The 8,819-nt window shown below is 71.5% G+C and carries 7 protein-coding genes and 1 pseudogene; 4 read left to right on the forward strand and 4 right to left on the reverse strand.

Annotated features, from left to right (window positions below):
* The 4 genes and pseudogenes from EES43_RS21840 to EES43_RS21855 form a co-directional block, all read right to left on the reverse strand.
* Positions 1 to 102 (reverse strand): annotated as a pseudogene (locus EES43_RS21840) (ATP/GTP-binding protein); the annotation flags it as partial.
* Positions 83 to 490: a DUF742 domain-containing protein gene (locus EES43_RS21845; RefSeq protein ID WP_003966010.1), complete on the reverse strand. Its 408-nt coding sequence runs from the start codon at positions 488 to 490 to the stop codon at positions 83 to 85. The gene EES43_RS21845 and the pseudogene EES43_RS21840, both read right to left, overlap by 20 nt.
* Before the next feature lie 133 nt (positions 491 to 623).
* Entirely contained in the window at positions 624 to 1,037 is a 414-nt protein-coding gene (locus EES43_RS21850) for a roadblock/LC7 domain-containing protein (RefSeq protein ID WP_006127850.1), read from the reverse strand.
* Between the two features lie 9 nt (positions 1,038 to 1,046).
* On the reverse strand, positions 1,047 to 4,739 hold the full coding sequence (locus EES43_RS21855) for a sensor histidine kinase (protein ID WP_124270279.1): 3,693 nt from the start codon (positions 4,737 to 4,739) through the stop codon (positions 1,047 to 1,049).
* A 581-nt stretch (positions 4,740 to 5,320) separates the two neighbouring features.
* On the opposite strand from EES43_RS21855, the gene EES43_RS21860 reads away from it, so the two are divergent.
* From EES43_RS21860 to EES43_RS21875, 4 genes are all read left to right on the forward strand, one after another.
* Entirely contained in the window at positions 5,321 to 5,500 is a 180-nt protein-coding gene (locus EES43_RS21860; RefSeq protein WP_124270280.1) for a hypothetical protein, read from the forward strand.
* A 105-nt stretch (positions 5,501 to 5,605) separates the two neighbouring features.
* The gene (locus EES43_RS21865) at positions 5,606 to 6,391 is read left to right on the forward strand and encodes a fumarylacetoacetate hydrolase family protein (RefSeq protein WP_124270281.1); all 786 of its coding nucleotides are present in this window, start codon (positions 5,606 to 5,608) and stop codon (positions 6,389 to 6,391) included.
* The gene (gene gltX / locus EES43_RS21870) at positions 6,384 to 7,895 is read left to right on the forward strand and encodes a glutamate--tRNA ligase (RefSeq protein WP_124270282.1); all 1,512 of its coding nucleotides are present in this window, start codon (positions 6,384 to 6,386) and stop codon (positions 7,893 to 7,895) included. Before EES43_RS21865 ends, gltX begins: the two co-directional genes overlap by 8 nt.
* A gap of 116 nt (positions 7,896 to 8,011) precedes the next feature.
* Positions 8,012 to 8,731, forward strand: a complete 720-nt coding sequence (locus tag EES43_RS21875) for an HAD family hydrolase (protein ID WP_124270283.1) — start codon at positions 8,012 to 8,014, stop codon at positions 8,729 to 8,731.
* The last annotated feature ends 88 nt before the right edge of the window (positions 8,732 to 8,819 follow it).

Consider the following 8,819-nt stretch of genomic DNA (forward strand, 5'->3'; position numbering starts at 1 on the left):
GCCGACGAACGTGGTCTTACCCACGCCGAAACCGCCCGCCACCACGATCTTCGCCGAGGTGGTGGCACGGCCCGTCCCGCCGCTAGAGCTTGCGAAGTCCACTGAGCACCCTTTCGAGCAGTGTCACATCCGGCGCGCCGCCGGCCTCTCCGTTGCCCGGCTGGTGGATGGCCACCATGCCGGCTTCCGCCAGGTCCGCCACCAGGATCCGGGCCACACCGAGCGGCATCGACAACAGCGCCGACACCTCCGCCACCGACTTGACCTCACGGCACAGGTGGCAGATCCGCTGGTGCTCGGGGAGCAGCGTCCCCAGATGCGCCGGGTCCGCGGTGGTGCTGACCAGTGCCTCTATCGCGAGCTGGTAACGCGGCCGGGTCCGGCCGCCTGTCATGGCATAAGGACGAACCAGCGGCTGGTCGCCTTCCCCGTCGTACGACGCGTGGTGCAGTGCGCCGTACGGATCGGGTGAGGCGGGTGGCGGGGTCATGAATCCTCCGGGCGTGACAGCAGGTTCTCGGCTTGCCGTCTGAAAGGGCCGGTGGGGGGCATCGGCGGCCGGACGGGTGAGGGTTGTGGGCAGTACCTGAGGGGATCGTGTCGTGAATCCGCTGGACGGCCGCCTAGTGGAGCAGACTTCCTTGGAGTTCGGCGCGGAGGTCCGGCGTCAGGACGGTGCCCGCACGGTCGACCAGGAGCGCCATCTCGTATCCGACCAGACCGATGTCGGCGTCCGGGTGGGCGAGGACGGCCAGCGACGAGCCGTCCGAGATGGACATCAGGAAGAGGAACCCGCGCTCCATCTCCACGACGGTCTGGCTGACGGCGCCGCCCTCGAAGATCCGGGACGCGCCCGCGGTCAGCGAGGTGAGCCCCGACGCGACGGCGGCGAGCTGGTCGGCGCGGTCGCGCGGGAAACCTTCGGACATCGCCAGCAGCAGGCCATCCGCGGAGACCACCACCGTGTGGGACACCCCGGGGGTGTTGTCCACGAAGTTGGTGATCAGCCAGTTCAGATTCTGCGCGGCCTGACTCATGGGGCTCAACTAACGCTCCTGCTGGTGAGTGGGGCCGAGATGGATACTGCCGGTCGACTGGCCGTTGTTGGCCTGTCGACCCTGCTGGATGCCCCGGCGGAGATTGGTCAGACGACCGCGCACGTCATCGGGCGCACGCGAAACCTGAGGTCCGGACTGGTGATTCTGCTGCTGAGCGGTGCCCGGAACCAAATTGGCCCGTGGGACGCGGCGCGGCAGTCCGGATGTGGTGACCCCGCCGGCGGCGGGCTTCTTGACCCGCTCGGCCTGCCGGACGAGTTCGTCGTTGGGCGAGGCGCGCCATGAGCCGGTGTCCGCCGCGCCACGCCGGGGCATGGGCTCCGCGGGCGCGCCTGCGGGTTCCGGCGCGGCCGGAGCCTGCGGCTCCGCGGGCTGCTGTCCGCCGTGCTGCGGACCGTGGAACCAGTTGGTCTCCAGCGTGTCGTACAGCGGCGTACGCCCGTCCCCGGGACCGGCCGGCGGCAGGGCCTCCGGCTGCTGGGGCTGGTGCGGCAGCGCGGGACGGTACGGAGCCTCGCCCGCCGGTGCGTCCGACGGGCGCGGCGCGCCGAAGTCGTCGCCGTCACGGCGCGGCGCGGGCAGCTGCTGACCGTGGTCCTGCGGGAGCGGCGCGCCGAAGTCCGGCCGGGCGAACTGGGCGGTGCCGGCCGGGTCCTGGCCCTGCGGGGACTGCGGGTACGGGCGACCGTCGGCCGGCTGCGGGGCCGAGAAGTCGGGCCGGGCGAACTCGGCGGTCGCGCCCGGGTCCTGACGGCTCGGCAGCGGCTGCCGCTGGGTGAGCGGGGCGTTGAACGGGTCCTGCGCGCCGGGGCCCGCCGGCCGGGCGAACTGCCCGGTCCGCTCGTGCTCCTCGTGGCCGCGCGGGGCGTCCGCACCCCAGCTGGTGGTCTGCGGGCGGGCCGGGGAGCCGCCGGGCAGCTCCGCGCGCGGGCCGCCGGAGGGGGGCAGCTGACGGCTCGGGCCGCCGGGCTGCGCGAAACCGCCCTGGTCGGCGGAGGCGTCGCGGTCCTGCCGGCCCTGCTGCGCACCCGGGCCCTGCTGGTCGGGCCGGCCGGGCTGGTTCTGCTGGTTCTGCGGCGGGAACGCGTTCTGGCGGCTGTTCTGCCCCGGGGAGAGCGGTGCGCCGTGGCCGAAGAGATTGGGCTGGCCCGTCTCCGTACGGCCGGGCTGCTGGCCCTGGCCGCCGCGGGCGCCGAGCCGGGCCGCGTTGCCGAAGGCGCCGGAGAGCCCGCCGCCGTGGCGCTGCGGCGGCTCCTGGGCGGGGAAGCCCTGGCCGCCGCCCTGCGGGGCGCGTTCGGGCAGGCCGGCCGAGGGGCCGTTCTCGGCCCGGCGCGGGCCGCTGTCGCGGGCGGGCAGCTCGGCGCGCGGTCCGGTGCCGGCGCCGACCTGGCCGCGCTGGGGGCCCGGACCGGAGCCGAGCCCCGGGGCGCCCGGAGCGCCGGGGCCGCCGAGGCCCGGACGCTGGCCGTTGCCCGCGCCGGCGAGCAGGCCGCCGGGCGCCTGGCCGGGACCCTGCTTGGACGGCGGCTGCTTGCCGCCGTGGGCGACGTCGACGGGCAGCATGACCAGCGCGGTCGTGCCGCCGGAGTCGGAGGGGCGGAGCTGGATCCGGATGCCGTGGCGCAGGGACAGCCGGCCGACCACGAACAGGCCCATGCGGCGCGAGACGGAGACGTCCACCGTGGGCGGCTGCGCGAGCCGTTCGTTGATCGCGGCGAGGTCCTCGGGGGAGAGGCCGATGCCGGTGTCGTGGATCTCGACGAGGACCCGTCCGTCGGGCAGGGCGTGACCGGTGACGCGGACCTTGGTCTGCGGCGAGGAGAACGAGGTCGCGTTCTCCAGCAGCTCGGCGAGCAGGTGCACGAGGTCGTTGACGACCCGGCCGGCCACTTCGGTGGCGGGCACCGCGGCCAGCTCGATGCGCTCGTACTGCTCCACCTCGGAGGCGGCGGCGCGGAGCACGTCGACCAGCGGCACGGGGCGGGTCCACCGGCGGCCCGGCTCCTCACCCGCGAGGACCAGCAGGTTCTCGCCGTTGCGGCGCATACGGGTCGCGAGGTGGTCGAGCTTGAAGAGCGAGGAGAGCTGGTCCGGGTCGGCCTCGCGGGACTCCAGCTCGGAGATGAGCGAGAGCTGGCGCTGGATGAGGCCCTGGGAGCGGCGCGAGAGGTTGGTGAACATCGCGTTGACGTTGCCCCGCAGGAGGGCCTGCTCGGCCGCCAGGCGGACGGCCTCGCGGTGCACGTCGTCGAAGGCCGCGGCCACCTGGCCGATCTCGTCCCGGGAGTGCACGCCGACCGACTCGACGGAGGTGTCGACGTCCTGCGGGTCCGTCTCGGACAGCTGCTTGACCAGCTCGGGGAGCCGGTCCTGCGCGACGCGGGTCGCGGTGTCCTGGAGGCGGCGCAGGGAGCGGATCATCGAGCGGGCCACCACGAACGCGCCGACGAGGGAGACGCCGAGCACGAGCAGGATGAGCGCGCCGTTGACGATGGCCTCGCGCTGCGACGCCTCGCGCAGCTCACGGGCCTTCGCCTCCATGTCGCTGAGGAGGGTGGCCTCGATGGTCTGCATCGCGTTGATCTTGGTGGAGCTCTGGTCGTACCAGTCGAGGTACGAGCGCACCTTCGCGCCCTGGATCCCGTTCGGGGTGTCCAGGACGTTCTTGGCGTACATGCTGGCGGCGTTGATCTCGGGGTTGCCGTTGTCCAGCGGGGCCATCAGGTCGACGGCGCTCTCGCCGGTGGTCCCGTAGACCGCCTTGAACGAGGTGAGGGCGCGGGTCTCCTTGGCGAGCGCGTTGGAGCCGAACTGCTTGTCGTTCTCGTTCAGGTGGGGCTTCTTGACGGAGCCGCCGGGCAGCGCCGCGGCGATGATCGCGCGCTGGACCGAGGCGTACTCCTTGGCGGAGGAGAACGCCGCCAGGGCCCGGGTCCGCTTGATCATGTCCGGGTTGCTGGTCGCCTGCGCCATGTCCTGCGAGAGGCTCAGCAGCGAGGTGATCAGCTCGCTGTACTGGTCGATCGTGTTGAGGCTCGGGGAGCCCGCCTCGTACGCCGTCTTGCGGATCGTACGGATCTGGCCGAGCTGGGAGGCGATCTGCGAGACGCTCGCGTGGATGCTCTCCAGCGCCTCGTCGTTGTCCGCGTTGCCGATCGAGTCGGTCTCGTCGAGGAAGGCGTCCTTGGCCCGGTCCGTCTTGTTCCGGGGCTCGGTGACCTTGTAGTCGGTCGCCTTGGACCTGTTGGACAGCGGACCGGCCGACTGGTCGCGCTCCACCTGGAGCGCCTGGGCGAGCGTGGTCGCCTGCTTGGTCATCTTGGTCAGCAGCTGCATGTGCTCCAGCTGCTGCATGTCGGTCATCGACTCGTTGATCCGCAGGCCGCCGAGGGTGGTCGCCGCGACCACGGGCAGCGCCAGGAGCGAGACCAGACGGGTGCTGATGCGCCAGTTGCGGAGGGCTATTCGCGAGCCGGTGTCCACCGGGCCGCGGGGCTGCGCCGAAGCGGCCGGCTCGCCGCCGACCGGTGCGGAACCCGGGCGCTGTGCACGGTCGTTGGCGTCGCCGGCCGCGGCCGACCCGGGATTCTGGGCGTGCTGGGGCGAGGGACCGCGGTCGGTCCCGCCGCGCGGCTCCTGTTCCGCCGGAGCGCTGCCATCCCTCTTGAAACGTCCCTGCACTAGCGTCGCAACCTCTGGACCAGGCGTCCTTCCGCGGACGGAACAGGACGGTGTCGGCGTCGTGGGGCACTGGACGCGCCCCATGGTGGTCGTTGAGCGACCGGCGTGCTCTCCCCCTCCCGCCGCCACTCGGCGCTGCGTTGCGCCCCTGCGCGCCGGCCCTGAAAACCCGCGGCGGTGCGTGGAATTCCAGCACAGTGGAGGATCTCCAACAAGGGCCTCGTACGGGGCCGTGATCCGCGTGACACGTTGTGATGAACGCATGACGGGCGGTGGTCGGAGATCGTGGGTAAAGCGGGCTATTAAGGATGAGTCGCTTAGGGGCGGGGGGTGTCCCAGACGCGATGATCGGGAGCGGAATGGTTGATTCAGAGATGCAATGTCCGTTTCACTTGCCATGATCATCTGCCCGGAATGAGTTGAATGTCGAATACTTCGTGAGCAAACTCACATGATGATCGCCGCCTCATCCGGGCTGCGGCGGGGAATCGGATGTTTAGCCTGACGCTTTACAGGGATGGCGAATCCGACAAGCCGGCGCCGCCGACGCGACGCCCACACCGACAGGGTCCTGAGGGCAGATGAAGACGACGATGACGGTCCGCACCATTGCCAACCCCCGGCGCACCACGCTGGCGCACCTCAAGGACGCCGAAGCGCTGCGGACGCCGGAGCGGCCCGAGCACGCCGCCGACCTGCCCGCCGTGACGGCCAACCCGCGCCGCACCATCCTCATGGAAGCGCCGGCCGCCGCCCAGTAGGCCGCCGGGTCTGTCCCCCTCGCCGCCCCGGGCCGAGGTCCCTCAAGGCGATAGCCTGGAGTGTCAGTCTTCAGCCAGCCAGCAAGTGAGGGGCGACAGCATCCCGTGCGCATCGCCAGGTTCTCCATCGACGGCAATGTCGCCTTCGGCGCCGTCGAGGGTCAGGGCACCGTGGAATCCGGTGACCTCGTGCTCGACATCATCAAGGGTATTCCGTACGCCGACTTCGAGCTCTCCGGCACCAAGGTCCCGCTGAACAAGGTCCGGCTGCTGCCCCCCGTGCTCCCGAACAAGGTCGTGGGCATCGGCCGCAACTACGCGGAGCACGCGGCCGAGCTGGGCAACGAGGTCCCCGACGTCCCCACCGCCTTCTTCAAGCCCACCACCTCGGTGATCGGCTCCGGCGACGCGATCGAGTACCCCTCCTTCTCGAACGAACTGCACCACGAGGCCGAACTGGCCGTGGTCATCGGCCGCATGTGCCGCGAGGTCCCGCGCGAGCGCGTGCGCGACGTCATCCTCGGTTACACCTGCGCCAACGACGTCACCGCCCGCGACGTGCAGCGGCGCGAGAAGCAGTGGGCCCGCGCCAAGGGCTTCGACACCGCCTGCCCGCTGGGCCCGTGGGTGGAGACCGACATCGACCCGAACGACCTGACCATCCAGGCGACGGTCAACGGCCAACAGCGCCAGCTGGGCCGTACGAGCGACATGATCCGCTCGATCGAGGACCTGGTCGTCCACATCACGGAGGCCATGACGCTCCTTCCGGGCGACGTGATCCTCACCGGAACCCCCGCAGGGGTCGGCCCCCTGCACGTCGGCGACGAGGTCGCCGTCACCATCGAAGGCATCGGCACTCTCACCAACAAGGTGATCAAGCGTGGTTAACGGACCCTCCCCCCGGCTCTCGGCTCCGATCGAGCGGGGGACACCCCCTCGCGTACGTTTCTGCCCCTCCCCGACCGGCAACCCCCACGTGGGCCTCGTCCGGACGGCGCTCTTCAACTGGGCCTTCGCCCGGCACCACGGGGGCACCCTGGTCTTCCGGATCGAGGACACCGACGCCGCGCGCGACTCCGAGGACTCCTACGAGCAGCTGCTCGACTCGATGCGCTGGCTGGGGCTGGACTGGGACGAGGGCCCGGAGATCGGCGGCCCGCACGCCCCCTACCGCCAGTCGCGGCGGATGGACCTCTACCGGGAGGTCGCCGACAAGCTGCTCGCCGCCGGGTACGCCTACCCCTGCTACTGCACCACCGAGGAGCTGGACACCCGCCGCGACGCCGCACGCGCCGCGGGCAGGCCGTCCGGGTACGACGGCCACTGCCGCGACCTCACCGCCGAGCGGATCGCCGTGTACGAGGCCGAGGGCCGCAGCTCGATCGTCCGCTTCCGGATGCCCGACGAGGCCATCACCTTCACCGACCTGGTCCGCGGCGACATCACCGTCCAGCCGGAGAACGTCCCGGACTACGGCATCGTCCGCGCCAACGGGGCCCCGCTCTACACGCTGGTCAACCCGGTCGACGACGCGCTGATGGAGATCACCCACGTCCTGCGCGGCGAGGACCTGCTCTCCTCCACCCCGCGCCAGATCGCCCTGTACCGCGCGCTCATCGAGCTGGGCGTCGCCAAGGAGATCCCCGCCTTCGGACACCTGCCGTACGTCATGGGCGAGGGCAACAAGAAGCTCTCCAAGCGCGACCCGCAGGCCTCGCTCAACCTCTACCGCGAGCGCGGCTTCCTCCCCGAGGGGCTGCTCAACTACCTCTCGCTGCTCGGCTGGTCGATCGCCGAGGACCGCGACATCTTCTCGGTGGACGAGCTGGTCGCCGCGTTCGACATCGACGACGTCAACGCCAACCCGGCCCGCTTCGACCTCAAGAAGTGCGAGCACATCAACGCCGAGCACATCCGGATGCTCGACGTGAAGACCTTCACCGAGTCCTGCGGGCCCTGGCTGAAGGCCCCGTTCGCCCCCTGGGCCCCGGAGTCCTTCGACGCGGAGAAGTTCGCCGAGATCGCCCCGTACGCCCAGACCCGGGTCACCGTCCTCTCCGACATCACCGACAACGTCGACTTCCTCTTCCTCGACGAGCCGGTGCACGACGAGCCGTCCTGGGCCAAGGCGATGAAGGAGGGCTCGCACGCCCTGCTCACCACCGCCCGCGCCAACCTCGCCGCCGCCGACTGGAACGCCGAGGCGCTGAAGAACGCCGTCCTGACCGCCGGCGAGGCGCACGGCCTCAAGCTCGGGAAGGCGCAGGCCCCGGTACGCGTCGCGGTGACCGGCCGCACCGTCGGCCTGCCGCTCTTCGAGTCCCTGGAGATCCTGGGCCGCGAGCGGAGCCTGGCCCGCGTCGACGCCGCCCTCGCGAAGCTGGCCGCGTAGGCGTCCGGACCCAACGGCCCCGCGGAGGCGGGTCGCAGCCACCCGGCTGCGGTCCGCCTCCGCGTTTTCGGCTCTTCGCCCGCCCGGCGGGTGCGCGGGCGGCTACCGTGGCGTCCATGCCGATCCGAGCCGTGCTGTGGGACGTCGACGACACGATCTTCGACTACTCGGGCGCCGACCGCACCGGTATGCGGCGGCTTCTGGAACACGAGGGACTGCCCGCCGCGTATGCCTCCGCCGACGAGGCCCTGGAGGCATGGCGCGCTCTCGCCTCCGTCCACTGGGCGCGGGTCGCCGCCGGTGAGACGGACTTCGCGGGACACCGGCGGGACCGGGTGCGGGACTTCCTCTCGCTCGCGCTGGAGGACGCCGAGGCCGACGACTGGTTCGCCCGGCACGCGGCGCACTACGAGGCCGCCTGGGCGCTCTTCGACGACGTGGTGCCGGTGCTCGACCGTCTCGCGGGCGGCTACCGGCACGGGATCCTGTCCAACTCCACCATCCTCCACCAGCACCGCAAGCTCACCGCGCTCGGCGTGCGGGACCGGTTCGAGTCCCTGGTCTGCGCGGTGGAGCTGGGAGTCTCCAAACCGGACGCGGCGGCCTTCCACGCCGCCTGCGAGGCCCTGGCGCTGGAGCCGCGCGAGGTGGCGTACGTGGGCGACGAGCCGGACATCGACGCGGCCGGGGCGGTCGCCGCCGGGCTGACCGGCATCTGGCTCGACCGCCGGGGCCGGGGCGGCCGGTCCGATCTCGTCAGGATCACCGGACTCGACGAGCTGCCCGCCCTGCTGGCGCGCGATACCCGTTTTGGAGCGCCGGAGACCTTCGGGTAATGTTCTTTCTGCGCCGCCCGAGCGGGCCGAAAGATCCGGCCGGGAAGCGCGGACAGAGATGAAATCCCATCCAGGGGTTGCATTTCAG

Origin of the sequence: Streptomyces sp. ADI96-02, from assembly GCF_003846185.1 — a bacterium.
Lineage (GTDB): Bacteria > Actinomycetota > Actinomycetes > Streptomycetales > Streptomycetaceae > Streptomyces.

What these genes read in the sequence shown, in the direction of transcription:
- EES43_RS21845 (WP_003966010.1), bottom strand. Translation starts at nt 490, where the DNA reads ATGACCCCGCCACCCGCCTCACCCGATCCGTACGGCGCACTGCACCAC.
- EES43_RS21850 (WP_006127850.1), bottom strand. Translation starts at nt 1,037, where the DNA reads ATGAGTCAGGCCGCGCAGAATCTGAACTGGCTGATCACCAACTTCGTG.
- EES43_RS21860 (WP_124270280.1), top strand. Translation starts at nt 5,321, where the DNA reads ATGAAGACGACGATGACGGTCCGCACCATTGCCAACCCCCGGCGCACC.
- EES43_RS21875 (WP_124270283.1), top strand. Translation starts at nt 8,012, where the DNA reads ATGCCGATCCGAGCCGTGCTGTGGGACGTCGACGACACGATCTTCGAC.